21 protein-coding genes are annotated in these 26,695 nt (G+C 43.9%); 6 read left to right on the top strand and 15 right to left on the bottom strand.

From position 1 onward, the window contains the following. Positions 1-45 precede the first annotated feature (45 nt). Positions 46-6,567: an alpha-2-macroglobulin family protein gene (locus ABDD95_RS15715; protein ID WP_345948288.1), complete on the bottom strand. Its 6,522-nt coding sequence runs from the start codon at positions 6,565-6,567 to the stop codon at positions 46-48. A gap of 235 nt (positions 6,568-6,802) precedes the next feature. Between ABDD95_RS15715 and ABDD95_RS15720 the strand changes: the two genes are divergently transcribed. Both ABDD95_RS15720 and ABDD95_RS15725 read left to right on the top strand, forming a co-directional pair. Further along, complete coding sequence (locus ABDD95_RS15720; RefSeq protein WP_345948289.1) at positions 6,803-9,517, top strand: carboxypeptidase regulatory-like domain-containing protein; 2,715 nt, start codon at positions 6,803-6,805, stop codon at positions 9,515-9,517. A gap of 5 nt (positions 9,518-9,522) precedes the next feature. After that, the gene (locus tag ABDD95_RS15725) at positions 9,523-10,137 is read left to right on the top strand and encodes a class I SAM-dependent methyltransferase (protein ID WP_345948290.1); all 615 of its coding nucleotides are present in this window, start codon (positions 9,523-9,525) and stop codon (positions 10,135-10,137) included. Here the strand turns inward: ABDD95_RS15725 and ABDD95_RS15730 are convergent. Together ABDD95_RS15730 and ABDD95_RS15735 are read right to left on the bottom strand one after the other, a co-directional pair. Then, positions 10,125-10,889, bottom strand: coding sequence for an oxygenase MpaB family protein (locus ABDD95_RS15730; protein WP_345948291.1), 765 nt, complete (start codon positions 10,887-10,889; stop codon positions 10,125-10,127). The genes ABDD95_RS15725 and ABDD95_RS15730 overlap by 13 nt on opposite strands. Positions 10,890-10,932: 43 nt before the next feature. Then, complete coding sequence (locus ABDD95_RS15735; protein WP_345948292.1) at positions 10,933-11,655, bottom strand: ferritin-like domain-containing protein; 723 nt, start codon at positions 11,653-11,655, stop codon at positions 10,933-10,935. A 242-nt stretch (positions 11,656-11,897) separates the two neighbouring features. Here ABDD95_RS15735 and ABDD95_RS15740 point away from each other — a divergent pair, with 242 nt between their 5' ends. Together ABDD95_RS15740 and ABDD95_RS15745 are read left to right on the top strand one after the other, a co-directional pair. Next, on the top strand, positions 11,898-12,302 hold the full coding sequence (locus tag ABDD95_RS15740; protein WP_345948293.1) for a VOC family protein: 405 nt from the start codon (positions 11,898-11,900) through the stop codon (positions 12,300-12,302). A 123-nt stretch (positions 12,303-12,425) separates the two neighbouring features. After that, positions 12,426-14,531, top strand: a complete 2,106-nt coding sequence (locus tag ABDD95_RS15745) for a beta-galactosidase (RefSeq protein WP_345948294.1) — start codon at positions 12,426-12,428, stop codon at positions 14,529-14,531. 134 nt (positions 14,532-14,665) lie between these two features. Here the strand turns inward: ABDD95_RS15745 and ABDD95_RS15750 are convergent, their stop codons facing one another. The 4 genes from ABDD95_RS15750 to ABDD95_RS15765 all read right to left on the bottom strand — a co-directional run bounded on the left by ABDD95_RS15750 (position 14,666) and on the right by ABDD95_RS15765 (position 18,527). Beyond that, entirely contained in the window at positions 14,666-15,622 is a 957-nt protein-coding gene (locus tag ABDD95_RS15750) for a glycosyl transferase family 90 (RefSeq protein ID WP_345948295.1), read from the bottom strand. A 3-nt stretch (positions 15,623-15,625) separates the two neighbouring features. Further along, positions 15,626-16,345, bottom strand: a complete 720-nt coding sequence (locus ABDD95_RS15755; protein ID WP_345948296.1) for a pyridoxine 5'-phosphate synthase — start codon at positions 16,343-16,345, stop codon at positions 15,626-15,628. A 77-nt stretch (positions 16,346-16,422) separates the two neighbouring features. Next, positions 16,423-16,797 carry a VOC family protein gene (locus ABDD95_RS15760; RefSeq protein ID WP_345948297.1) on the bottom strand — a complete coding sequence of 125 codons (375 nt, stop codon included), beginning with the start codon at positions 16,795-16,797 and terminating at the stop codon, positions 16,423-16,425. Next, a complete protein-coding gene (locus ABDD95_RS15765; protein WP_345948298.1) occupies positions 16,794-18,527 on the bottom strand; it encodes a glycoside hydrolase family 3 N-terminal domain-containing protein in 1,734 nt (577 codons plus the stop codon). The genes ABDD95_RS15760 and ABDD95_RS15765 overlap by 4 nt, the downstream gene beginning before the upstream one ends. A gap of 157 nt (positions 18,528-18,684) precedes the next feature. Between ABDD95_RS15765 and ABDD95_RS15770 the strand changes: the two genes are divergently transcribed. Both ABDD95_RS15770 and ABDD95_RS15775 read left to right on the top strand, forming a co-directional pair. Then, the gene (locus ABDD95_RS15770) at positions 18,685-19,326 is read left to right on the top strand and encodes a porin family protein (protein ID WP_345948299.1); all 642 of its coding nucleotides are present in this window, start codon (positions 18,685-18,687) and stop codon (positions 19,324-19,326) included. Between the two features lie 151 nt (positions 19,327-19,477). Further along, positions 19,478-20,548: an acyltransferase gene (locus ABDD95_RS15775; protein WP_345948300.1), complete on the top strand. Its 1,071-nt coding sequence runs from the start codon at positions 19,478-19,480 to the stop codon at positions 20,546-20,548. On the opposite strand, the gene ABDD95_RS15780 is transcribed toward ABDD95_RS15775, so the two are convergent. From ABDD95_RS15780 to ABDD95_RS15815, 8 genes are all read right to left on the bottom strand, one after another. Further along, the gene (locus tag ABDD95_RS15780) at positions 20,508-21,029 is read right to left on the bottom strand and encodes a hypothetical protein (protein WP_345948301.1); all 522 of its coding nucleotides are present in this window, start codon (positions 21,027-21,029) and stop codon (positions 20,508-20,510) included. The genes ABDD95_RS15775 and ABDD95_RS15780 overlap by 41 nt on opposite strands. After that, positions 21,001-21,498, bottom strand: coding sequence for an SRPBCC family protein (locus tag ABDD95_RS15785; RefSeq protein ID WP_345948302.1), 498 nt, complete (start codon positions 21,496-21,498; stop codon positions 21,001-21,003). The genes ABDD95_RS15780 and ABDD95_RS15785 overlap by 29 nt, the downstream gene beginning before the upstream one ends. A 231-nt stretch (positions 21,499-21,729) precedes the next feature. Beyond that, positions 21,730-22,644: a TIGR01777 family oxidoreductase gene (locus tag ABDD95_RS15790; protein ID WP_345948303.1), complete on the bottom strand. Its 915-nt coding sequence runs from the start codon at positions 22,642-22,644 to the stop codon at positions 21,730-21,732. A 6-nt stretch (positions 22,645-22,650) separates the two neighbouring features. Then, positions 22,651-23,472, bottom strand: coding sequence for a DCC1-like thiol-disulfide oxidoreductase family protein (locus ABDD95_RS15795; RefSeq protein WP_345948304.1), 822 nt, complete (start codon positions 23,470-23,472; stop codon positions 22,651-22,653). Positions 23,473-23,522: 50 nt separating this feature from the next. After that, complete coding sequence (locus tag ABDD95_RS15800) at positions 23,523-23,903, bottom strand: hypothetical protein (RefSeq protein ID WP_345948305.1); 381 nt, start codon at positions 23,901-23,903, stop codon at positions 23,523-23,525. A gap of 77 nt (positions 23,904-23,980) precedes the next feature. Beyond that, complete coding sequence (locus tag ABDD95_RS15805) at positions 23,981-24,487, bottom strand: MarR family transcriptional regulator (RefSeq protein WP_345948306.1); 507 nt, start codon at positions 24,485-24,487, stop codon at positions 23,981-23,983. A 69-nt stretch (positions 24,488-24,556) separates the two neighbouring features. Then, the gene (locus ABDD95_RS15810; RefSeq protein ID WP_345948307.1) at positions 24,557-26,182 is read right to left on the bottom strand and encodes an arylsulfatase; all 1,626 of its coding nucleotides are present in this window, start codon (positions 26,180-26,182) and stop codon (positions 24,557-24,559) included. A 227-nt stretch (positions 26,183-26,409) separates the two neighbouring features. Further along, positions 26,410-26,694 (bottom strand): hypothetical protein, encoded by a 285-nt coding sequence (locus tag ABDD95_RS15815; protein WP_345948308.1) that lies wholly within the window; start codon positions 26,692-26,694, stop codon positions 26,410-26,412. Between the last annotated feature and the right edge of the window lies 1 nt (position 26,695).

The following is a 26,695-nucleotide window of genomic DNA, read 5'->3' on the forward strand; positions in this document are numbered from 1 at the left end:
AGAAAAAGCAACTCTTGTTAAGAGTTGCTTTTTTACTTTAAGAAATTATTTTCCAATCACCATCCTATTTCCCTGGCTGTGCGCATTAAATTCTGGCGCATACATGCTTTGCACACTACTTATGCCGGTTGAATAATTACCAGGCTGTACAACCGTTAACCGGTATTCAAACACATAATTACCTTTATTTAAGCGACTGATGAAAAAGTTGGTAGCCACATCTTTGGTTACCTGGTAATAATACAATCCGTCCTGATATTTATAGCCCGATAATGCATCAACCGGTTCAGTGCCAGCCGGGCGCATGTCTTTTAAATGAACATATTCATAGTCGCGCCCCGCCTTGAGGTATACCAACACTTTAAGTACATCTCCAATTTTGGGTGGATGAACAGCATCTACGGCTATTAAAACCAACCTTCCGTTTACATCGCGTTTTTCAACAAAATACTTTCGCTGCAATGTAAGGTCTGTATTCGATGGGGTAACCTTATCTAATTGTTCGGTGTACTGCCAGTACAATGCTCCCCAATTTATATGCTTACCAGTATTTACTACCTTCACTTTTCCGTACGCTGGTTTCACTTGCTCATCAATCCAATTGGTTTTCAGGTAGCCGGAGCCTGCTTCGGTCTTCAGTTCTGGTTTAAGTTCATTTAAAGATTTACCACCAAGTGTAATTGTGGGAGTTGTTGCTTGTGTAAGCAGGCTATCACCCTTCATGAGGAGCGCATAGCATGCAGCCGCTGTAGCTTTAGTAGTACGCCAATTGTTAGTCTGCTTATTGCGCAACAGCCATATCTTCATCTCCTCTACAGCCTTAGGTTGATTGCCAACTTCACTAAACAACTCAATAAGCAGTGCCTGCGTTTCGATAGGCGATTGGTACCAATACCAACCTAATTGGTTTTTGGACCAATACATACCCAGGTCGGCCGATTGTTGTGCAGTTTCATTCAGCGACCGAACGATAGCTTTAGCATCTTCGTGCTTGCCGTAGCGTTGCAAAGTAAGTGCAATTAAGGCCTGGCTGTACACATTTTGTAAAGGCCATTGCTTAGCAGCACGTTGCAGGTATTGCTGCTGTATTGTATACAAGCTGCTGCTCAATTTAGTTCCTAAGTGATAACTACGCGCATACCAGGCATGTATTTCTGTAGCGCTAAGCTCTTTTTCACTTTGATTGAAGTCCGTGCGCTGGTCATCATTCACTAATTCAGCGTCCAGATAGCGTATGGCATTGTTGCGAATGTTGGCCAGCTTGGTATTGGCTGGCAATATCACTTTTAAATTATAAAGCTGACCAATACCCGCAATAACATGCTGTGTAATATAACGGTCGGGGTATGTGCCGCCAAACCAAGGAAAACCACCACCTGAAAGTTGCTGCTTTTGCAGTTTTTCCAATGCTGCGTCCTGCTCATAACTTAATTTATTCAGATCAAACAGTAAAGCAATACGCTTTTTCTGTTCTTGTTCATTTGCAGCATCCCTGAGCCAGGGTGTTTCTTCCAGTAAAACTGATTTTAACGCAGCGTTCTTTTCCAGGTTTGAAAGCAGTTCTTTGCTATCCGTTGCCTTCCAACTGTCAAACACCGCTTTTATTTGTGGATTATGGCTTACAACAGCAGCCGATAAACTATTAGCAAAGTAGCGACTAAAAGTTTGCTCCGAACATTCATACGGGAACTCCATTAAGTAAGGCATAGCCTGCACGGCATACCACGCCGGGTTTTGTGTATATTCTAAAGTAAGGGTTTTATTAACAAGCGTGTGGCTTCTGTTACTGATAAACCTATCGAAACTAAACTCCTTTGTTTGGCCCGGCCGCACCATCATAGGCATGCTTTCGGTAATCAAGGTGCGGTTGGGCAGTACCGGCAGTGTATTTTCTTCACCATCGCTATAAGATTCGCTGGCGGCAGCGACACGGTAGGTCAAGGCATCGAGCCCCGGTGGAACCACTATTGAAAAACTAACCGCTTTATTGCTGCCGCCCTGCACTTCAATTTGCTGATTTGCTTCTGCAGGTTTAAGCAGTAAATTTACGGGCTGCATATTAAGCGCATTAAACAGGCGTAACTGCACGTTCCCTTTAAGCGGCTGGGCTGTTAAGTTAGCCACACGTGCCGAAAAGGTAATGGTATCGCCCTCACGCAAAAAGCGTGGCATATTGACACTTACCATCAGTTGCTTTTGGGTGATAACATCCTGGTTTATGTACCCTAAAGCCAAATTTTTTGTATGAGCCATAGCCCTGAAGCGCCACTTAGTGAGCGACTCAGGCATTGTGAAGTTGATGAGTGTCTGGCCATTTTCATCGGTACGCAACTGCGGATAAAAAAATGCAGTTTCAACAAAATTCCTTCGTACTGCAATTTGGCCGCTCTGTTGGGCCGGTATGAGGCGGCCATTAACCCTTCTTGAGCCATCAGGGTACGCCACAGCTACTGAAGTGAAAATTTCGTTTGGGTGGGATTCGGTTACGGCAATACCAGCAGCCCTCCCCTGTAATGCCATACTTAGCGGCGCATTGCCCACAGGTTCGTCTATACGCACAGTGCTCACTACATCTGCATGTAAACTTGACGATCCCCTGATGCGTATATTAGCTGCAGATGAAACAGCACCTGGTATCCCAGACCGCCTTTGAGTCCCATAACCTATAACCACCGTTTCATTCAACGCGTTACTATCTCCAACTAAGGTAATGGCGATCACATCAGCTTTGTTGGTTGCCTTCTCCTGTGTAACATAACCCACGAAACTGAATTGCAACTGGCCGCCTTTAGGCACTTTAATTTTGAACTTTCCGTTAGAATTAGTTATAGTTCTTATGGTAGTGCCCTTTATTTTTACGGTTACACCTGGCAATGCCAAGCCATCGCCAGCGCTTACAATTACGCCGGTTATGTCGTATCCATCTTTTACCAGTGCTGCATTCTTTTTATAAGAAGCGTCTAATTGATTGTCATACTGCTTATTCCTTCCGCGTTCACCAACACGTTGCAAATACTGCTGATAGGCGTAATTACTGCCTCCGTAATAATTATAGCCAAATAAGTTAATACGCTCATAACTCCTGCTAAGTGTTTGGTAATTTTTATAAACGTATAAAAGCTGTTGCGACTGTTGCTGTTGCGCAATAGCCCAGTCATTCCAATTAAAATAACGAAGGTTACGCTCATATGGAAACAAGCCGTTTCCCCAAGCATTTGGAAATCTGATATCATCCAGGGAAGCATCATACATACCGGCTAATACTTCGGCAGCCTGCTTTTCATTCTGATAACCTGATACCTGCAATTTCCATTCTTCCTTTTGGCCCGGTTGCAGTTTGTTCCGGAAGGTCAGCATCTTTAAACTGAGTTGCTTTTCGGGGTGCTGAACTTGGATAGGCTGGTAGCTGCTGTATAACCGGTTTTGATAAACCATCATAAACTGCGCAGCGCTATTGTTATCGGCAGCAGTAACCGGAACGGTTATTTTTTGCTGTTTTGAAGGTGTAATCCATTTAGAATAATTGAGCTTTGAACCGATATAGTGCTCTGACAGTATGTAAGTTTTTTGCCCGGTGCCCACCCAAAACTCAGCCTTTTCGCCAGCTTTAACGCCGTTATATACAGGCACCACCCAGTTGGCCAGCGTTGGCAGCGTAGCAGGTTCATTAATTAAGTTCATGTAATACTTAACCGATGCAGTATCCCCTTTTGCAGACGTTGCCTGAACCATTATCTCGTACATACCTGACGGCTGTTTGCGCAAAACATCCAGGTTAACAACTGTTGTTGATTCAGGAGTTGCAGCAGCAGTCAACTCAGCAACTTTACTCTTTAAGGGCCAGTAAGCATACCGGTCCTCATTAGCGTACGTATATTCCGGAAAATACTGTTGATAATCAGCCCGGCTCATTAAATACTGATCGGGCAACGTCCACAGTCGTCGCTTGAATAATTTTTTGGGGCTTTGCAAGGCGTTTATGTGTACGCTTATAATGCCTTTTAGCCGTTGCGCATTTAATGTGGTTAGTGATACTTCAATTTTAGCCGGTTCTTTTGCCAACTGAGTGGCAGGCACAGCCGCTGTTAACCTGATGTCTGTATGTCCAATAGTTACATCAATAGACCCGTTATGCGTTTCGCCAACAGCATCTGTAACAGTTGCTGTAACCTGATAACGATACATTGTTGTAAGTAAGGGCTTATCGCCTGTAATAGCCTTAAAATTTATACTGAAACCGCCCTGGCTGTCTGACGTTATGGTGTCGGTTGCAATTAAGGCCGGTTCTTCATAATAATAGTAGGATGAGCCGTAAATAGCCCGCATGGCGGCATAATTGTAATTTGCAGTACGCCTTACCTCGTAAGCAATTCTTGCCTGCGAAAGGCCAAAGCCCGAAAAAGCCATCACTGTGCCCTTAACCTTTACACTATCATTTAACTTGTAACTCTCTTTTATCGCAGCATATTCTACCTTAAAGGTGGGCCGTTTATACTCTTCTACCTGTATATTTATATTGCCATTATCGGCTTGAAGGTTAACTGCACCATTCAGCATATTTTGCGGCAAAATGAATGACCCACTAAATGTGCCAAATTCATTTGTTACAAAGTTTTGCAAGCCCAGCTCTTTTTGGTTTGCGTCTAAAAACTTTACTGCAATTTCTTTATTAGCCACAACATTACTTTTGTGTTTAACAGTTTCCATTTGCAGTCCTTTAAAATACACAGTTTGCCCTGGGCGGTAAATTTGCCTGTCGGTAAATATTACAGTCTTAGGTTCCGGTTCATCATCTTCATCATCGGCCGCTTGGCCGCTCACATACCTTGACTTATCTACCAGCGTATCACCATTCAGCGTTAATCTTACCATCACCTGGCCTGCGTGCAACCTTTCGGCCTTAAACATGCCTTGTGCATCTGTCAAACCATCCTCTTCCGCATCTACATATTCGCCATCCCGTTTTAAGCTATCATATTTATATACCTTTCCTGATGCATGTACGTTTACGCCTTTCAAGGGTTGGCCGGTCTGCCTATCCATCACCCTAAACTCAATTTCCTCATCAGGATTAACACGAACAACATTCGCTAACCTGGTTATGGCAAAGCTAGCTACCTGCGTTGATAATGAATCGCCTTTGTGGCTAATCAGTACCACATAATTGCCCGGTGGCAAAGGCTCGAGCTTTATTTCGGTAGTATGCATGCTGTAATCATTCAGCTCGGGCAAATTTGTGCTTTGTTTACTATAGATTTCTAAATGATCAAAAAATGCCAGCAACTCTTTGTAGCCGTTTTTACTTCCCCCGGCAGACCAACGCTGGCTTAATGTTGCCTTATTCAATTCTTCATAATCATCTAACTGTACTGTGCTTAATTTGTAAATCTTTAAATCGGCACGCTTAACGTTTTGATACCTTATGGCTGCCAGCAATGGTTTGTTTGGTACGTTTAAATGTTCTACAGTTACAGATGCAAAAGCTTCTTCGATTTGCTGAATAGCCACAGCCGCATTTTTGCCTCCCAAACTTTGCGGATAGGCGTTTACTGCTTTGCTATAAGCTGCATGCGCTTTCACCAAATCATTCTTGGCTTTATAAAAGTGGCCAATTAACGTCCATGCTTCGGCGCTGATAGGTTTGTTAGCGTAGGTTTGGGTAATGGCATTCAGATTTAAAAGGTATAATGAATCCTTTTGAGCCAGGCGCGATTCGCTGTACAAGAAAGACAAACGACGCAAATCAAGATCTATCAGTGCTTCTGTGTTATTTTTTTGGATGTGGTATTGAAGACCTTGTTGTAATAGCTTAATGCCCTGATAGTAAGTAGAAGTTGTGTCTGTTGTACGCATAGATTGAGCTGCAAACGCATGGCTAACGTCAAATAAATGCACATCGTTCAAATTAAAGGGTGTTAGCGGTTTGGGCAATGAGGGTTCTTCGGCTAAAAAGAAAGTTAAGGCCCGGTGCAGCAGCAAGTCATACAAGGTGGGCCGCAGGTAGCGGGTATCTTTATCGCCAATTAACACACCTTCAAGTACTTCCACTTTTGTATGTTGAAGCCGGTCGGCCTGCTGTAATGAAATTTTGTACAGCTGGCTGGTTTGGTTTATTAGCGTTTGCAGATCCCAGTTGGTAAAATCAGCGTCCTGCTTTTGCAGCGTTGAGCGTTGCGTTATGCGCCAGCGGTTTTGCTGGTAATACTGCCAGTAAATATCGGCCAGCAGCGATTGCAGCACCGGCTTGGTAGGAAATGCCGACTTTTGGATATCAGCCTTTAGGGTATTAATGATGGCAACCAAAGCATTCTCTTCCAAATACGACTGCAAAGTCATCCGGTAAACAACCGCACGTACAATTTGAGAGGTATTATTGCTCTTGCGGGCCAGTTGATCCAATTTATCCACTTCAAGCAAAGCCGACTTGGGTAGGCCAATGCCGGTTAATGAATCGATACGTATAATTATTGCAGGGTAAGTGTTTTGTGCACGGGTATTAACAAACGCAAAAACCAATACTGTTACAAACAATATTGAACGCCAGGAGAATGAACGATTGAAAGGCATAGGACCAAAGGTTTATGCCCGTAAGTTAGTAAATGTTTGTATTTGCTTAATGTTAAATTATCAAGCGCAAATGTTAATGTGTTAGCCTTACTAATCATTTAACTTTTGCATTACAGGGATACTAAACACAACTATTTATATGTTAATGTAAAAATATGTTAAACATAAGCGCTAAAGTATGGCTCCATGGGTTTGGCGTATTATATTTACCGCATCTTACCCAAAGGGTTTACACATGATATACCGTTACGTTGTTACTTTAATATTTTTAGCTGCATCGTTTTTGCCGGCCATGGCTCAAAAAGACAGCATTAGCTTAAATTCTGTTATCGAAAAAACCGGTAAACTCTCCAGCGCGCGCCCTGTGGAAAAGGTGTACCTGCATTTTGACAAACCGTATTATGCGGTTGATGACACGATATGGTTTAAGGCCTATGTTACCGACAATTACAGGCAGCCTACACCGCTCAGCAAAATTGTTTATGTGGAGATTATGAACAGCCGCGACTCGTTAGTGGATAACTTAAAGCTTCCGATTGCTAATGGTATGGCTTATGGCAACATTGCACTTAACGAGTTGAAGTACAGGCAGGATAACTATCACATTAGGGCTTACACAAGGTGGATGAGTAATTTCGATGCCGGTTACTTTTTCACAAAAAGCATTCCTGTTGGAAACGCGATTGACCGGGAAACCAGTTCTCATGTAACGTACAGCAAAACCGGTAGCGGCAAAAATGAGCGCATTAGCCTACGCGTAGTTTATAAAGACCCGGATGGCAATCCTCAAGCCAATAAACGTGTAACCTGGGAGGTAGTGAGTACTCTTGATGATATAGCAAAGGGCAAAGGTAACACTGATGCCAACGGCGCCATGACTATTAGCTTTGTAAACAGCAAAGGCACCGACCTAACTGGCGCTTCCATCGTAGCATTTATCGACTTAGGTAACAAAAAAACAGCTGGCCGCACCTTTTCGCTTAAACCAGTTCTGGGAAAAACGGATGTACAATTTTTTCCTGAAGGTGGCGAACTACTGGCTGGCGTACGCTCAAAAGTAGCCGTAAAAGCTGTAGGCGCTACCGGTACCGGCATGGGTTTTACCGGTACAGTAACCGACAATGCCGGAACAGTTTTGGCTAACATTAGTTCGCAACACGCAGGGATGGGCTTGTTTGTATTGACGCCCGAAGCGGATAAGACTTACAAAGCCGATATAACCTTTGCTAATGGCACCAAGGAAACTGTTGATTTGCCTAAGGTACAGGCTAATGGCCTGAGCATAGGCGTAAATAATACCGATGCTGATAATCTAAGTATTAAGCTATCGGCTAGTCCGGCGTTTTTTCAGGCCAACAAGGGCAAGTTTTTTTACATTATTGCACAAAGCGTAAACACCATTTGTTTTGCTGCGCAAACGGCGCTTAAAGAGCAGGTGTATTCGGCCACGATACCCAAAAATAAATTCCCTACCGGTGTTGTCCAATTTACACTTATGTCTTCTTCAGGCGTCCCTATAAGCGAACGGTTGGTATTTGTTCAGCACAATGACCAGCTCACGATGGGTCTTAACAGCGACAAACCAAGCTATGGTGTTAGGCAGAAAGTAAAGCTTACCGTTACCGCTAAAAATAAAACGGCGCCGGTTGAAGGCCATTTTTCGGTATCGGTTATTGATGAAAGTAAAGTGTTAGTTGATGAAGATAATGAAACAACTATCCTTTCCAGCTTACTACTCACCTCCGATTTGAAAGGTTATGTAGAAAAGCCGAACTACTATTTTTCAAAAATAAATGATAAAACTGAGGCTGATCTTGACCTCCTCATGCTAACCCAAGGCTATCGCCGGTTTAGCTATGCAGATGTGGTGGCCAACAGATACCCACAAGTAGCCTTTTTGCCCGAACAGGGTATCGAGCTTACCGGAACGCTCCGTAGTTTAAATGGTATGCCGCTTAAAGGCGGCAACGTGCGTTTGCTTATCCCCGATAAATATTTTTCGGCAAGCGCGGTAAGTGATCCTGAAGGAAGATTTAAATTTTCCAACCTGGTGTTTCCGGATTCGGCAAAAGTGGTTATTTCGGCCAAAAATAATTACAACGCTAAAAATATGATGGTAATGATGGAAGGCCAAACCTATCCCGCCATTCCTAAAAATCAGCCTTATCCAGACGAGGTTGTCAATATAGACAGTACGCTGAACACCTATCTTAAAAACAGCAAAAAGCAGTTCAACAGCATGCACGTTTTAAAGGAAGTTATTGTACGGGGAGAAAAACAAGCGCCTAAGATAGATCACTCTGCTTATCCGTCCCTTACGGGCCTGAGCAACATGCCAGATCACCTCATGACAAGCGACCGGTTTAAGGGCTGCAGCAACATGTTTTTGTGTTTGCAAAGCAGTATACCTGGCGTGACCTATGATAACAATTACTTTTATGTAACGCGCGATTATAACGCCGGCAAGAAAGTACCTATGCAGCTTTTTGTTACCGGAATGCCGGTTGATGCCAACTACCTGAACAGTGTATTACCTACCGACGTAGAATCGGTTGAGGTGTTTTTAAGAGATGATTTAGGTTTGGTTAGCAGTCAATATCAGGCTAATGGGATTATTGTTATTAACAGTAAAAAGAAACCTACAGGTACAAAAATAAGCCTTGCCGAACTGCAGGACTTACTACCGCAACCTGGCGTAGTAAATATGACACCCAAAGGCTACAATTTTACACGTGAGTTTTACTCGCCTAAATATGATGTGCCCAAACCAGTGGGGTTGGATTTACGTTCTACCATTTACTGGAACCCCAGAGTAGTTACTGATAAAACAGGCACAACATCGTTAGAATTTTATAATGCAGATGGTAAGGGCAGCTACCGTGCTGTAATTGAGGGATTGGATAAAGACGGTAACTTAGGCCGCTTTATTTACCGCTACAAAGTACAGTAAGACTAATGACACTTAATACCTTACAAGAGCTTTACGGCAATATTGATATATACCTGTTCGATCAGTTATTGAAAGGCCGGTATGACGACTGCCGTAAAGTGCTTGACGTAGGTTGTGGGGCTGGCCGCAACCTGTTCTATTTTTTAAGAAATGGATTTGATGTTTACGGTATTGACCCTAATGCCGAAGCTGTAAAAGCAGTACAAGATTTATCGGCCACGTTGGCTCCCGGCAATCCGGCTATCAATTTTGCAGTAGCCACTGCTGAAGACTTGCCTTTTGACGACGCCGCTTTTGATTTGGCCATTTGTAGCGCCGTGCTTCACTTTGCGGAAAGTCCTGAACACTTTGATGCTATGCTGCGCTCCGTTTGGCGTGTAATTAAACCGGGCGGTTACCTCTTTGCCCGTTTAGCTTCGGATATTGGCATTGAAAATCTTGTAATGGATATAGGCGAAGGCCGTTACTTACTTCCTGATGGTTCAGAGCGCTTTTTAGTGAACAAGCCCATGCTGTTACGCTATACCAGCCAACTCAACGGCCAACTTCATGAACCAATTAAAACCACCAACGTGCAAAATCTCCGCTGTATGACCACCTGGTGCGTTCAGAAACTTTGATCCAGGCCTCTAATCTGCGCCTTATACTGGGTAGGCAATATGGCTTCTTTCAACAACCAGTCTATCTTAATGCTCCTGGCCACTTTGTAGGCCCACAAAACCGGCCTTAATAGCGAAGTTCTGCCTAACGGAAGCATTTCTTTGATTTGTGTTGGCACAAGGAGCATTTGTACCTGTTTGAGCAGTAAGTAACGTAAATTACCCAGGTGCTGCTTATATTTAGTATACAAATCCACGCTGTAAGTACTCTTAATCAGGTCATCCTTTAAATGTTTTTTGCGCATCGGTTTCCATGCAGTATAGGTTAGCGGCAGCCCGCTTATGCCCATCCGGCTGCCAACCTTGTAAAAGGTATCAAATATCTCCTGTTTTTCTGCAGCAGTCAGCTTTCTTTCCAACAGCTCAAACGAGCGGATGGAGTAATCAATCAGCATAAACAATACGTCGCGGTAGGCCCAGTCGGGTATTTTTGCACCGCGTGCCTGCTCAACGCCCTGGTGTATGGCCGTTATTTTATCGATAGCGGCAAGGGCATCGTCATGTTTTGAAAAAAGAATTAACCGGGCGTATTCCACTGTAGAAAACAAACGCCCGAGCGGATCGGCCGGCAAACGGCCAGTAAAGTATAGCCAGTCGACCGCCTTATTTAAAGCAAACTCGGCCGATGCACCTGCAAAAATAAACAGCACCGTATCAGCCTTGCCCCATATCTTCCGCACAATGGAGTGCTCATCTACAAAGTATTTCATCATTTAATAAACGTTAGTTGGTTTAAAATAAATATAAAGGGAATCGTCATGCTACCTCAAACAGGTGCAGGGTGGTAATCTGATTAAGCGTTTTTAAATACTTGTGATGCATCTTCTTTATATAGCCCTTAAAGGTGTTACCGCCCGCCCTGAATAATTGGTGATGAGCGGCCCAAACTACGATGGCCGTCCCGTAGAAAAAAGACTGATAAAAATACTTACGCCAGGTTTTACCCCATGCAGAGCGGTTGTCATAAATAACAGCTAACCTGTCGGTTTGAAAAGTAATGTGGTAAGCCTCATCAATTAATATATCAGTACAAATATGTTTAAGCAGTTCGCAATTAGTGGCATCTTTTAAAGCCTGATAAAATATTTGGGCCGTACTTTCGACTGTTACCACTACCAGTGTCCAGGCCTCCATGCTGGTGTTAAAGTGCCGCATCCATCGAAACAGCGAATCACCGAGATTCTTTTTAATACGCGGCTGGTGAAGCGCATCCAGGTAACGACCCAGGTTTTCACCATGCTTCTGCTCCTCTTTGATGAAAAGTTCAACAGCTTTTACATAATCGGCATCGCTGGTGCGCCAGGCATACCGGTTAGCCGCCTTAATGAGCGTATGCCCGTCTGATGTTTCGCCTAGTTGCCAGGCTTGCAGCGATGGCAATATTACCTTCACCTGTTGTGGTGTTAATGCTGGGGGCAAATCCCAGTTTATCCTTTGCTTGGTTAAGGTTTGTGGTAAAATGGTTAATCCAGTGAGCACTTGTCTTCATAATTATATGTTTTCATTTAAAAAGTACTTTCAAAAACAAAGTAAATAGAAATACCCTTACCTTCAAAGTGTTATTCTATTTATTTTTTGTTCGGCAAGTGAAATAGTAGATGGAGAGGAAAGAAAAAAACTAGCAGAATGTCGGATATGGCACCTTAATTTGTCGTTTATGTACAGTACTTGTTAGCTATAATCGAGCTATGTTTGTATAACAACTTAAAAACCCAAAAAACATGGCAACTCAAATTTTTGTGAATATTCCGGTAAAGGATCTGAACAAATCAATAGCTTTTTTTACCGAGCTAGGCTATACTTTTAACCCACAGTTTACCGATGAAAAAGCTACCTGCATGATTGTCAGCGAAACGATATATGTAATGCTGCTTACCGAACCCTTCTTTAAAAGTTTTACCAAAAAAGAAATTACCGATACAGCAGTGGCTAACGAATGCATCCTTTGCCTGTCGGCCGATAGCAGGGAAGCGGTAGATGAGATTATAAAAAAAGCTGTACAAGCCGGCGCTACTGCACTCAGCTCTGTACAAGACTACGGCTTTATGTATAACCATGGCTTTACCGACCTGGACGGCCACTTTTGGGAATACACTTGGATGGATCCCAGCCACATACAAAGCTAATTAACCTAAACACGCAAAGCCTTCCATAAACCGGAAGGCTTTTGCATTTTTAATGCTTTGGGTTATATATGCAGAAGCGACTGTAAAAAAAAGTGCTACTTTAGTACCACCAATCCTAAAGTTATGCGCAAACCTTTTTACGTCCACTTTATAGCGTTGCTACTGCTTTGTTTAGCAGGCATCAGGCCATCCAATGCGCAAAGTGCCGATCATTTCTTTCCTAAAAAAGACTTGATGACTATTGGCTCGTACTATTACCCCGAGCAGTGGCCACATGCCTACTGGCAACGCGATTTAAAGAAAATGGCCGAGCTGGGTTTCGATTTTACGCACTATGGCGAATTTGCCTGGTCATTTATTGAGCCGGAGGAAGGTAAGTTTGATTTTGCCTGGCTGGATGAGGCTGTTGAACTGGCGCATAAAAACGGCATTAAGGTAATCATGTGTACCTCCAGCCCTACCCCACCCGCCTGGCTGGCGCAAAAGCACCCCGAAATTTTAATGGTGAATGATAATGGCACCACCATGCAGCACGGCTCGCGTCAGCAAATATCATGGAGCAGCCCGGTGTACAGACAGTATGTAAGCAAAATGGTAGAAGCACTGGCCAAACATTATGCTAATGATAAACGCATTTGGGGGTGGCAATTGGACAATGAGCCGTCACACTACGGCCAATATGATTACAGCGAAGCTGCACAGAAAAGCTTTCGCGGCTGGCTCAAAAACAAATACAAGGTAATTGATTCGCTAAACGCCACCTGGGGCACTGCTTTCTGGAGCTTGCGTTATGACAACTTTGAGCAAGTACGCATCCCAAACGGCAAAGAGCTAATTGCACAGCCCAACCCGCATGCCGTGCTTGATTTTAAGCGTTTTAGTAGTGATGAAGTAACCGACTTTTTGGGCTTACAATACAAAATATTACGTAAATACATTCCGGCTAACCAGTGGATCACCACTAACCTTATGCCCGAGCATGCACCGGTTGAACCTACTAGAATGACCAATCTCGACTTTGTTACTTACACTAAATACCTGGTGGCAGGGTACGATAAGGGCTTAGGTCAGCAGGGCTTCAGAATGGGATCTCCAACCAGTATTGCTTATGCCAATGATTTGTTTCGCTCAATTAACGGTACCACAGGCGTAATGGAACTACAGCCCGGGCAGGTAAACTGGGGCAAGTTCAACCCACAGCCCATACCCGGCACCGTACGCATGTGGATATGGCATGCCTTTGCCGGCGGCAACAAGTTTGTATGCAACTACCGCTTCAAACAACCCTTAACCGGCGGCGAGCAGTACCATTATGGCATTATCAGCACAGATGGTGTTACGGTAAGCACCAGTGGCGTTGAGTATACTAATGTAATAAAGGAGCTAAACAGCATCAAACCGTATTATAACCCCAACGCTAAAATCCCGGCCGATTATGCTGCACGCTTAACCGCAGTATTGTACAGCCCCGACAGCCGCTGGGAAGAAGACAACCAGCCACAAAGCTATCAGTGGGATTACATGCAGCACTTAATGCGCTATTACGGCAGCTTAAAGCAATTAAATGTGCCGGTAGATGTAATTACAGAAGACAAAGATTTTTCGAAATACCCGGTGATGGTAGCGCCATCCTACCAACTGCTGGATGCCAAACTGGTTGAACGCTGGAAGCAATATGTTGAAAAAGGAGGACATTTAGTATTAACAAGCCGTACAGGGCAAAAAAACCGCAACGGCAAGTTATGGGAGATGAAATGGGCCGAGCCTATTTACAGCCTCATAGGGGCCAAAATTCCGTTTTATGATCTGATGCCCGATAGCGTAAGGGGAACCATTTTGATGAATAACCAAACATTCAATTGGAACAACTGGGCCGATATTATAGAACCCGATGCCAATACACAGGTGTGGGCTACTTACTCCAATCAATTTTACACCGGTCGTGCAGCTGTGGTATCACATAAACTGGGTAAGGGCTCTGTTACCTATGTAGGCCCCGATACAGACGATGGCGCCCTTGAAAAAGCGGCACTGCGCCGGGTGTATAAGCAAGCGGGTATTCCAGTTAAAGATTTACCAGCGGGCGTAATACTCGAGTGGCGTGACGGTTTCTGGGTGGGTGTAAATTATTCTGACAAACCCTATACGGTTGACTTACCTGTTAAAGCTAAGGTGCTGGTTGGCGATAAAGTACTTAAACCTGCCGGGGTAGTAGTGTGGCAAGAGTAATTTTGCATAGGTGATAAAAGTGGCTTAGGCATTTTACTATTCTCCAATTTTGCAGTTCTAACAACAAAAATGGGAGATCATTTATGTTCATATCTATCCCTGACGCAAGCTGTTAACAACAGATGCAAAAGTATTCACTGCCTGGTATAGTCAAAATACTTTTGCAATACCATTAACGAGATGAGGTCCTCTTTCTGTTTATCCTGAAACTGCTTTACATACGTATTGGCATTTTTGACGATGGCTTCAGCTTCGTGTGGATGTGCTATATAATATTTCAGTCGATCTTCCAGGTCAGAATAGTCCGCTTTTATTTCTATATAATGTACGTTGGGCATCAGCCGACCTTCCATAAACCAGGTTTCGTAAGTAGGTTTGGGCATTACTGCTATAGAGTTGGATGACATGATCCATTTTAAATTGGTGGCTACATCGTACCCTTCCAAGCTCAAAATAAATTTATAATTGAGGTGAGCGCTGATGGACAATTTAGGCTTAATCCATTCGGCCCGGCCTTCGTTTGTGTTTACCTGGCCCAAATTGCACAAAGTATTGCCAAAATACATCTCCATAAACTTAACCCTATGTGGCTGGTTTACCGCCGAGCGGCCGATGAGCATATCCTTTTTGGCATTGAACGGCTTACCATCTTTTACAAATAAAAAGTGCCGCTTTTTGTCGAGTTTTAGCAGTATGGCATTAGCATTATTACCATTAATGGGGCGGCTTTTTTGAAGCGTGGGCACTTCGGGCACATGTATCACATCACCGAAAAGAAAGCATGCTTTTAGCGTTTCTTTAAAGTAACGAGTGTACTCAAAAGTGTCAAAGCCGTACGCTTTCGGACTTTTAAAAACAGGCATATCCTTAAGCACAACCGCCTCTGCACCCAACGCAGTGTTTTCTGTTAACTTGTTGTAGTAATTTACCCTATCCAGTACCTCTGCTTTGTCGTAACGCTTTATAGATTGCAGTTTGTGGTGCAAACGCTTTTGATACATAGCCTTGGGTAAAAGCTGCCGCAATAGGTTTAAGCCATAGTAAGGCAGCTTGTTCTTTCGTAACGCTCTGCCTATACGCTCTAAAGCCATGTTTTATACCGCCAGTCTTTGCAGGTACATTTGGATGGTATTCTCCAGGCCATAGTACAAGGCATCGCATATAAGAGCATGACCAATGCTTACTTCCTGCAAACCAGGAATGTGCTGGGCAAAGTATCTTAAATTTTTCAAGTCCAGGTCATGGCCTGCATTTAAACCTAAGCCAACTTTTTGAGCCATTTCGCCGGCCTGTACATACGGGGCAGCGGCCAGTTCAATGCCCTGATGGTAGTGAGAGGCATACGCTTCGGTATACAGCTCAATACGATCTGTACCGGTTTCGGCGGCGGCTTCAACCATGTCAGTTATCGGGTCAACAAATAATGAAACGCGTATGCCTTCATCTTTAAAGCATTTTACCATATCCTGCAGATAGCGCTTGTGGGTAATGGTATCCCAGCCATGGTTTGAGGTAAGCTGGTTAAGCGCATCGGGCACCAGGGTAACCTGGTGAGGCTTTACCGCCAGTACCAGGTCAACAAATTTCTTTTCCTCACAGTTGCCTTCAATATTAAACTCAGTGGTTACGGTTTCCTTAAGCGCATATACATCGTCGTAACGTATATGCCGCTCATCGGGTCGCGGATGCACGGTGATACCTTGCGCTCCAAAACGTTCACAGTCTTTTGCTACCTGAATGAGATCGGGATTATTACCACCGCGCGAATTACGCAACGTGGCTACTTTGTTTACATTAACAGAAAGGCGAATCATCGGCAAAAAATTTAGTGCAAATAAAAGATGTTTATTTATAACAGCACAACATTAAATAGGATTGCTATAGATTTAAATTACTCTTGAGGCCGAGCAATCACCATGCGGTAACCATCCGGGTCTGTATAGGTTACTCCATTGCTGTTCCAGTAAGAATTTTTTGCCCTCACCGGAGAAATGTTATGTTGAGCAAACTTTGTTTTAAGTTCATTATAAGCTTGCTCGGTTTCCGGATAAAATACCAACAGATCATCCTCATCGGGCTGATGCTGGGGTAAGTTATCAGACACGGTAAACTCGAGGTGCCAGTTGTTGTTGGCTAATCCTAAAAATATGCCATCATAACCATCATGCCCATCAAACCGGCCAAGTATTTCCAAGCCAAGCACATGGTGATAAAAGTGTATGAGGGGCTGCAGGTTGGCCGTATGCCGCGCCACTCGCATTTTCATAAAGCAGGGTTGGTAACTGTAATACCCGAGCCGTTTACATAAAATGTGTTAACCGTTACCGGTAGTTTGCCAGCGGCGGTAAGTTGCCTGGTTAATACTTTGGTAGCGGCCCTTTGCATACTCTCATCTTTTTGATAAGCAGCTACTACAATGCCTGCTTTTTCTATACCCGGCATGGTACCCAAAGTATAAGGGTTAGCAAATACGCTGATAGCGCTGTTTGGAAAGGAGGCCAGTTGTATGACAGCATTTTTAACATCAGCATTAAAATCGAGCTTACTTTGCGGGCGCAAACGGGTGTCATGTACCCCAACAATTACTTGAGCATAACTTTTCAGTTCGCTCAATAATCTATTTACCTCGGCAGATGACGCCCCTTTATCCAGGTTAAAGACTTTACTGTTGGTGTAAGTTTTAGCCAGTTCCTGCTGAAAAGGCGTAGCCGACGATGTACCTATGCTTACCAAAGCTGTGTTTTGTGCAAAATTGAGGCGCTGTAAAAGGCCGTTATCCTGCAACAAGGTAACCGATGCATCGCTTAACTGCTGTACCAGGTCTTTAGCGGTAGAACGGTTTAGATCGTTAGGAATGCCTTGTGTGTTAACCGGCTGGTAGTGGTGCAGCCCAACAAAGTATTTGGCGGCTAAAACTTTTTTAACCTTTGCATCAAGTTCTGCCTCGCTTATCATCTTCTTGCGAACAGCCTTTTTAATTTTTTTGATCGCCCGTAAAGAGTTTTCAGATAACTCGATGATATCGTTGCCAGCCATGAATGCCCGCAGATCTGCTTCCCCTTCAGGAAAATATTTCACCACACCTTTCATTTCCATAGCGTCAGAAACGATCAGTCCTTTAAAGCCAAGGCTGTCTTTAAGTAAAGTGGTAACTATTGGCCTTGATAATGATGACGGCAGGTTTTTAGTAGTATCCAGCGCCGGGATACTCATGTGTGCTACCATAACACCGCTAATACCAGCTTGTATGGCCTGTTTAAACGGATATTCCTCCAAAGTATCTAACCGCTGGCGGGTAAAGTTCAGCAAAGGCAAATCGTAGTGCGAATCTACATTGGTATCACCATGGCCTGGGAAATGTTTGGCTGTGGTAAGCAAGCCGGCTTGTTGCATGCCTTGCATATAAGCTACAGCGCGTAAGGCAACCTTGTACTTATCATCGCCGAACGAGCGGTAGTTAATTACAGGGTTGTTTGGGTTGTTATTTACATCTACAACCGGGGCAAAGTTAAGGTGCATACCCAGGCGTTTAAAATCATAAGCTACTTGCTGCCCCATTTGGTTAATCAGCGCGTTATCCTGTATGGCGCCCAAGGTCATTTGGTAGGGATAGGATATAGTTGAATCCAAACGCATGCCCAGCCCCCACTCGCCATCCATAGCTACAAGCAAAGGTATTTTAGCCAGTTTTTGATACTGATTAGTTAAGTTGGCCTGCCTTACCGGCCCTCCCTGAAAAAACACCAAACCGCCTGGCTGCTCTTTCTTAATTACTTCGGCAACCGAGTCGGCATAAGCCTGGCCTTTGTTGGTATGGGCGCGTATAAAAAACAGCTGCGCAACTTTTTGCCTGCGGTTCAGCTTACTGAATACCGAATCTACCCAATGGTTTTGGGTATTTAGTAACGAAATATAATCGGTTTGCTGTGCAAAGCTGCTGCCTGAGGTAAGGCTTATAAACGCCAGCAATGCCAAACGCTTTTTCAAATTCATCATAAAAATAAGCTCAGTCAAAAATAAGTAACCTGCCCTTGATAAACACCAAACGTACTTAATGTTTAAACATTTTAAACAAAATTATTTACCGCTCAAATAAACCAATGCGTATTAATTGCATCTATAAAGCATTCAAGTATGAATTAAAAACTAACTCATGAAAAGAAAATTATTACTGGCAGCCATGGTGCTGCTTATAGTAGGCACTGCCAATGCACAACGCCGGGGTTATCGCAAACAGCGCTCATCCGACGATTTTTATCAGCCGCGTGTGGGCTTAACCGGTGGGTTGAACATTGCCAACACGGTGAGTTCACGCAACTCCGATTTTAGTACAGATACTAAGCTGGGCGCTAACTTTGGTCTGTTTGTGGACATTCCCATTGTTTACCCACTGTCTTTTCAACCCGAGATATTGTACTCGCAAAAAGGCTACCGTGCTAATACCGCTTATGGCGATTTTGCTCAACGCGCCAACTTTATCGACGTGCCGATTTTAGCAAAACTGAAGCTTGCTCCCGCTTTTAATGTACTGGTTGGACCACAGGTGTCATTCCTGATGAATACCCGTAATACTTACTATGACGGTTTTGATGTGATACAGCAAGAAAAATACTCTTACAACGGAGATAAAACCTTTGTAGGCGGTGTAATTGGTATTCAGCTTGATTTGAACCGCAATGTAGATTTGCGCGGCCGTTATACTATAGATTTTCAAGAGAATAATCCGAACGGATCTTCGGGCGTTCCGGATTACCGTAACCAGGTTTGGCAAATTGGCCTGGGCTTTAAGTTCTAATCCCTTATATATATTAGCCGTTACCTCTAGCCGCCTGCCTTGCAGGCGGCTTTTTTATTTAAACACTTCCACTTAAAAGCGATGAAAATGCGTTAAAGGATTATATTTTTGCCGGGCCAGATACTTTACGTGCCGCACAGCCTTTACATTTATGCAAAACTTAGTTAACGAAGCGCCTAAAAAGCACAATTACGATTTTATTGACCATATCAGGTGTATAGCTATGATGGCCATTGTAGCGGAACATGTTATAGGCGCCGGCGTTGCACTTACACCGGGTACTGCTAAGGTAACGGCTTACAGCTTGCTTACGCAGTTAACCAAATTTGGCACCATTACCTTTTTTTTGCTGGCTGGTTTTTTAATTGGCGATAAATTTACCGATTACACGCCCTGGCAATACTTAAAACGTCGTTTTAGTAACACGTTCAGCCCGTGGCTATTTTGGTCGGTGCTGTTTATTGTGTGCTTTGCAATCAATCTGAAAGTAAAAGCCAATATGTATCATGATGACCGGTTTAACTGGCCTAATATATGGCAGGAAATACAGCAGGTTTATCTGTATACCAATTATTGGTTTATCATTAACTTTATGGTGAGCATTACCCTACTGCTTATTTTTAAAAAGCATTTATATAGTAAATGGTTTGGCATAGCGCTACTGGCATGCACCTTATTTTACTGCGTAAACGCCTATTACGCGTGGATTAACCCTGCTCATACAACCGCTATATTGGGCTACGTTTTCTTTTTATGGTTAGGTGCCCAGTTGCGCAAGTACTGGCCTCAGGTTGAGGCTGCAGTAAACGGGTTACCCTACTTTGTAGCTGTATTAGCGATAATAGTTACTTACTTGGCGGCTAATTTTGAGGTTTATGCTTTAACTTCTATCCATAGCGGACATGCCACTAACACTTTGCGCTTTAGTAATATTTTATATTCTTTAGCTGTGTTCACCTTACTGCTTAAAGTGCGAACCATAAAAGGTTTAAATTACTTACAACCCCGCCAAAGTACTTACGGCGTTTATCTGATTCATCCCATCATTCTGGTTTTTTTAACGCCGGAGATTTTAAGGCCATTACATATTGAGGCAAATGAGATAGGGCTGGGCGCTTATATAGCGTATAAGCTTCTATTCTTTTTGGTTACGTATGGCATTACGCTAATCGTGATCAGACTTATAAACCTGACGAAAGGAAAGACATTGATTGGGAATTAGCTGGCAACTTCTCCAGCTTTTTAACCGACCCATAGGTTAACCACAGCGGTATAAAGCATATTACGCCAAATGAGCTATCAATAAAACGCCAAAAAACGGGTATGTGGCGAATGGGGCCTGCTATAAAAGCTAAAGGAAAGATCAGCACGCAGGCAATCATACCAAATTGTATCACCCAAATGTTTTTAACCGGGTCAATCAACGGGCCAACAAATAAAATTGCCAGTACCACATGTGCAAACGCAAGCCAATCGGTACCATAACTCAGGAAGGGATATTGCTGGTTTGTTTGGCGGATAGCCTCATAAATCGTGTTGAGCCATTTTTGCATCGTCACCGGCAAAGCGCCTGAATGATGAGTTAGCCAGGCCAGTTCACTCTCTAGCGGGAAGGCTGTTAGGCCACTAATGGCCAAGCCAATGATAATGATCCATACGTATGTTTTGATTTGGCTACGCAGTTGTTGCTGTACTAAGTTCATGATGGTAAAGATTTACTGGTGAATTTTCGGCCGCACGCTTGATAAAATCGTTTCGTTGCTGCAGCATTTTTTGCAAATAGCTATGGAGCACAAGTTTGTCTGTTATTTTACCCAGCCAGCCTAAAGGCGATTTAAAAACAAACTCATCGGTCATCAAGGTGCCGTTATTTTGCGCCCGAAAAGCATGGTAATGCCTGAACCACTTGAAGGGCCCTTTTACCATCTGGTCTACAAAATAAACCGGATATTTCATTTCGGTTAATTGCACAGTCATGGTAAAAGGCAGGCCAAAATGCCGGGCTTTCCAAGTAACCGTATCTCCAGGTCCAATCAGTCCGCTGGTTACACCTGCTATTGCTTTCTCGCTATGCTGCTGCATAGATTGCAGATGCAGATCAATACTGCGCGACAGATCAAAGCACACCTCAACGGGCGCTTGTATAAAGGTTTGTAACGTGATAACTGGCATGGTTACTCTACGCGTTGTTTAATCACTTGTAATATATTGTTCTGAATATCCTTCATAATCCAGCCTGCCCACCAGGAGGCGTCGAAATTAAAGGTAGTGCATCGAGCAGAAGGAAACTTACCGTCATTATACCCGTTAAAGCTGAAAGACCTTTGAACAAAAAGACGGCATACACACCAAATGCGAACAATAAGGGCACTGCTATAACCAAAAAAGCTTTTGTTGATGACTTCATTTTATTATATCCCCAACTGCTGCTTCAGCGTTACCGAATTGAAACCGATAGCCTGCGTCTAACAAACGTTTAGGCGCCACCCAACGGCTTTTAAGGATAAGCTCCGTTTCGGTACCAATAACCACTGCTCCTATGGCCAGCAGCCATGCAGGGGCAGGCAAACCGAACGGCATTCCATAGGTTTTGCGGATAATACGCATCAACTCGGCATTGCTAACAGTATTAGGTGCGGTGCAATTGATTGCGCCATCTAAATCATCATGCTCCATAAGCCAATGGGTTATGCTGGCTGCGTCGTGCTCATGCACCCAGCCTACTTTTTGCTGCCCGTTACCTTGTTTGCCGCCCATACCCAGCTTTACCAGGTTAAGCAACCGTGGGAAAACGCCATCGCTGCGGCCCAATACAATGCCCATGCGCAAAGCCACTTTACGGGTAGCCGGAGTATGGCAGTTAAAGAAGCTTTGCTCCCACTGCTTGCATATATCTACAGAAAATCCTTCGCCTATTTCTCCTGTAGCTTCGTCTTGCGGATGATCTTCGGCATGGCGATAAATAGTAGCAGATGTGACGTTGATCCATAACCTTGGAGGCTGTGCAAGGTTTTCAATCACTTTCCCCAGCAAAGTGGTAGGCACAACACGGGACAGTAAAATTTCCTGCTTGTTGCGCTCAGTATAGCGGCAGTTCACATTTTTGCCGCAAAGATTAATCACTACATCAGCGCCTTGTAAAGCTTTAGTCCATGCGCCTTCGGTTTTGCCATCCCAAACCAACGTTGTAATGTTACCCTTTGCAGGGGCGGCCTTGCGACTTAAAATGATAACCTGCTCAGCTAATGACTGGTAATAATTAGCGAGTACGGTACCTAGGTAACCGTTGCCACCTGCCAATATTATTTTATGATACATAATGATTTAGTTGAGTTTAAAGATAAGAAACAACACCAGTAACCGGTAAACTACCCACGTGATGGTTAGCAGCCAGCCCAATTGAAGTAGATGTGTGCGACGAATATGCTCTAAAAGCATCAATCCGGCTACGCCCATAAAGCCTGTCGTATATAACCATGCGCTGAACGCCAACCATTTGCCTATCCATAAAACAGGTAACAATAACAATGCACCTGCCAGTGATATAGTCATCATGTTACCCAGGTAGTCCCACCGTTTAGCGGGCATGTACAGGCTAACGATCAAACCTTGAAAAATGATTTGCCCGCCGCATATCATGTACTCACGATACACGTTACCTAACGGAATGAGACCGGTAAGCCGGTGCGTGTAAATAGTTAATATAAAGCCTACAACCAGCCAGCTAAACAGCAGGTATAGTAACCGGTAGCTTAACCTGAACGTTGGCTGTAAACCTTGCTCACCTTTATGTGGAGCCGGAATAAAAACCCGGCGGTTGTAAGAGATAAAGGCGTATACTTTACGCATTAACCAAACAAACGGCCCGAATGCAAACAATGGCATAAATACCGGAAAGGCATGGCCTAATACCTTGAACACACTATCGACCCCATAAGTTACCTCGCCGGTTTGCGTGTTTACAAGGGCTATCTCATTTACGGCACGCTGACGGTCAACTACCGGGCAGGCAACCTCGGGCATTTGCTGGTAGCTGGCACGGCCGTCGGCATTCAGCATACCGGTTTGTGTAAAGGCCCGGGTATACGCTTTACACATAGGGCATTCGGCATCGTAAAGAATGATGTGGTTTTGCAGTGTTTTCATGATCGCTTAGTTAATTCAGGCGTGTAAAAAGATTAAGCCCAACGGATACCTTACAACTTTACATAACTTAATTTAGCCGGCTTGTTAAGTTGCGCCTTGTTGCGCAGTTTAAAAAATACGATAAGATTAAGAAAGTGCATGGCACCCAAAATAAGAATGATGCAGCCTAGTTTGCGGCTCAGCACCTCTATTAAAACCCGTGCATCGGTTATAGAACCGCCCTCTCTGAGCGCCAAACTTATATAACCTATGTTTACCAGGTAAAAGCCTACCAGCAAAAGCTTGTTCACAGAATCGGCCAGGGGGGTGTTGCCGTGAAAAATATCGACTAAAAATATGCGGCCGTTTTTAAAGAGCACCTTGGCTACCCATACGGTGAGGACTATACTAACCAGTAAATAAATGGCATAAGTTAAGATGAAGTAGTTCATGATCTAATATTTTAAGTTAAGATAATATATATTGTATTTTCAGTAATTTATGAAATATAAAGCCAAAAAAATAAGACCTATTTAAAGATCTTAAAAATTGACCCCCAAAACCAGTTCTCCTCGGCCTTGAGCATGGTTTCCAACGTTTTGTTCACGTTGCCGGCCAGCTTGCTAATATCGCCAACAGATTTTTTGAAGGTCTTATATTCCGGATCCTTTTCATCGCCTTTTACAGTGGATAATTCATTTAATATTTTAAGTACCGGATCAAGCTCCCGCTTTTTACGCTCCTGAGCTACCTGCCTGGCTATTGCCCAAGTGTCTTTCTCCGCAAAAAAGTACTCCTTTCGCTCACCCGCTTTATGCTGCTTTTCTATAAGTCCCCATCCTATCAGGTCGCGAAGGGTCATGTTGGCGTTACCACGTGATATGCTTAGCGCCTCCATAATTTCTTCAGTGGTCATAGCCTCGGGCGACATCAGCAGCAGCGCGTGTACCTGTGCCATGGTGCGGTTAATCCCCCACTCTGATCCTAACTTGCCCCAGGCCTCAATAAACTTCCGCTTCGCTTCCGCTAATTCCATAGTCAAATATAGAACTTCTTATTAAACTTTCAAAACTTATTGAAACTTTTTTTTCAGTACACTTATTAATTAAAACTCATCACCTTTCCGCTTATCCAATTTCTCGAAAGGAATAACGCCGATACGACTAGCCCACTGCTCATAAAGTGCTTCCAGCGCTTTCATTTTCTGAGGATATTTTGCGGCAAGATTATTTGTCTCAGAGCGATCTTGCGCTATGTTATATAATTGCCACTGGTTGGCTGGGTATTCCGACACCAGTTTCCAGTTGCCCTGCCTAACGGCCCGGTTACCCTCGTGCTCAAAAAACAGTGCGTTATGCCCTTTCCAGATTTGCCCCTTTATAAGCGGCAACAGGCTTATGCCTTCGGTTGGTTTAATTGCATTGTTGTTATAGGTTTTAGGATATTTCGCTCCTGCCAAATCCAAACAGGTAGCCATTAAATCAACAATATGCCCGGGCTGTTCGCTTTTTTTGTGCGCTTTAATAACCGCAGGATAACTTACAATAAAAGGCGTAGCTATACCGCCCTCATAAACCCAGTGCTTAAATAATGTTAGTGGGGTATTACTAACGTTAGCACCGGTAAAGCCATAGGCTGTAAATGATGATGGATCACTTGCCGGCTTTTGACTGGCGGCAATCATTTCGGGTGTAAAGCCATTACCGCGAATACTTTCGCTGCTGGCGCCGTTATCAGACATGAACATGATGATTGTATTCTGATCCTGCCCTGTTTCTTTCAATGCCTGGCGTATGCGGCCAATGTTCTGGTCCATACGATCAACCATGGCCGAGTAAACAGCCATCTTTTCATCCCAGGCCTGCTTCTCTTGTTCGCTCAGGCTACTCCAGTCGGGTACATTCTTATCGCGTGGCGATAGCTGCGTTGAGCTATTGATAACGCCCAACTGTTTCATGCGGTTAAAGCGTTGCTCGCGCACTTTGTCCCAGCCAGCCATAAACTTGCCTTTGTACTTTGCTATGTCTTCGGGCAATGCATTAAGCGGCCAGTGCGGGGCGGTAAAAGCCATGTATAAAAAGAAAGGCTTACCGCTACTTTTATTATCCCTTATGTATTTTACCGCATAGCTGGCATAACCGTCGGTAGCGTAAAAACCTTTTTCGGGCGTATACGGCTGAGCATCTAACGCCACAGTAAGGTGCTGGTTGGGCCGGTATGGGTTAGTGGGATTAAAGTAACTTCCGGCTCCATCTATAAGCCCGAAGTAATGGTCGAAGCCGCGTTTTACAGGCCAGTTCTGTGGCGCTGTACCAACATGCCATTTACCAGCCATATAGGTATTATACCCACTGCCTTTCAGCGCTTCGGCAATGGTTACACAGTTGTTGTTAAGATAACCTTGATAGGCTGGTTCCTTACGTGTATTTACCATATCGCCCACGCCGGCCTGGTGCTGGTAAAGCCCCGTAAGCAAAGAGGCGCGCGAGGGGCAGCAGCGCGAAGCGTTATAAAACTGGGTCATCACTAACCCGGTTTTGGCCATATTATCAAGGTTGGGCGTTTGTGTGGCAGCTCCAAAGCAGCCAATGTCCGAATAGCCCATATCATCGGCCAGTATAATAATGATGTTTGGTTTCTTAACCGGTTTTCCGGGTTTGTGTTGGGCTCTAACTGATGGCATACCTGAAAACAGCAAGCCAGCCAGGATTAGTAAAGATTTAAATTGCATAAAACTCGTTTATGATTGGTTGATGGTAAATATAAATACTTGGTGTACTTATTTAGCCAGCAAACCAGTTAAGAGCAGGACAGTTGAAAGCTTAGCACCTGCGCACGTAATTGCATTTACGCAGAAAAATGGAGAGTAAAGCATTAGCCGCTGCTGATATACACAAAGTAAGGCCAGCGGCTAATGCTTTTAATAAAAGTAAACGAAAAGATGTTTAGCCACTAAAGCTATTGTTGCTGGAAAGATGGATGCAACGTAATTTGTGCGGCAATACCCAATATTTCATCTCCGGAGAAAGCGCCGCCGCCTTCAAAATCAAAATCGCGCTCGCTACGTACAGTTATGGTTCCTAATAAGCCATCATCTGGTATATCTACCGAGCGGGCCTGTTCGTGGTCAATCCAATCCTGTGCCCTGTCGGCAGCAAAAATTTTATACGTATTAGTAGTTCCTTGCGGTTCAATTTTAAGCAGGCGCTGGCTTGGGCCAACTGGTATTTCAAAAGTTTCCATA

Origin of the sequence: Mucilaginibacter sp. PAMB04274 (assembly GCF_039634385.2) — a bacterium.
Lineage (GTDB): Bacteria > Bacteroidota > Bacteroidia > Sphingobacteriales > Sphingobacteriaceae > Mucilaginibacter.